The organism is Kitasatospora sp. MY 5-36 (assembly GCF_001182915.1).
Lineage (GTDB): Bacteria > Actinomycetota > Actinomycetes > Streptomycetales > Streptomycetaceae > Kitasatospora.
Genome location: NZ_LFVW01000046.1, coordinates 1 through 231, shown reverse-complemented (window position 1 = coordinate 231; position 231 = coordinate 1). Strand labels below are relative to the sequence as shown.

Sequence of the window (231 nt, the reverse complement as noted above, 5' to 3'; positions counted from 1 at the left end):
CTGGTCGTGCGCCGCGGCGAGCCCGCCGAGCAGACGGCCAGGGTCGCCGCCGAGGCCGAGGCCGAGACCGGTGCCGGTGCCGGTGCCGCCACCGTCCACGTCGCCGCGGGCGTCAGCGCCTTCGCGCACCGGCGGGAGGAACGGCTGCGCGAGGTGTTCGGCGACCGCCTGCACGTCCACGACGCCTCGCTGACGGTCGTCCCGGCGGGCCGGATCACCCCGGCCGGCCGG

Annotated in this window: 1 pseudogene; it reads left to right on the top strand. The window is 79.7% G+C overall.

The annotated features are described in order from the left end of the window. A pseudogene (locus AE652_RS04340) lies at positions 1 to 231 on the top strand (hypothetical protein); the annotation flags it as partial.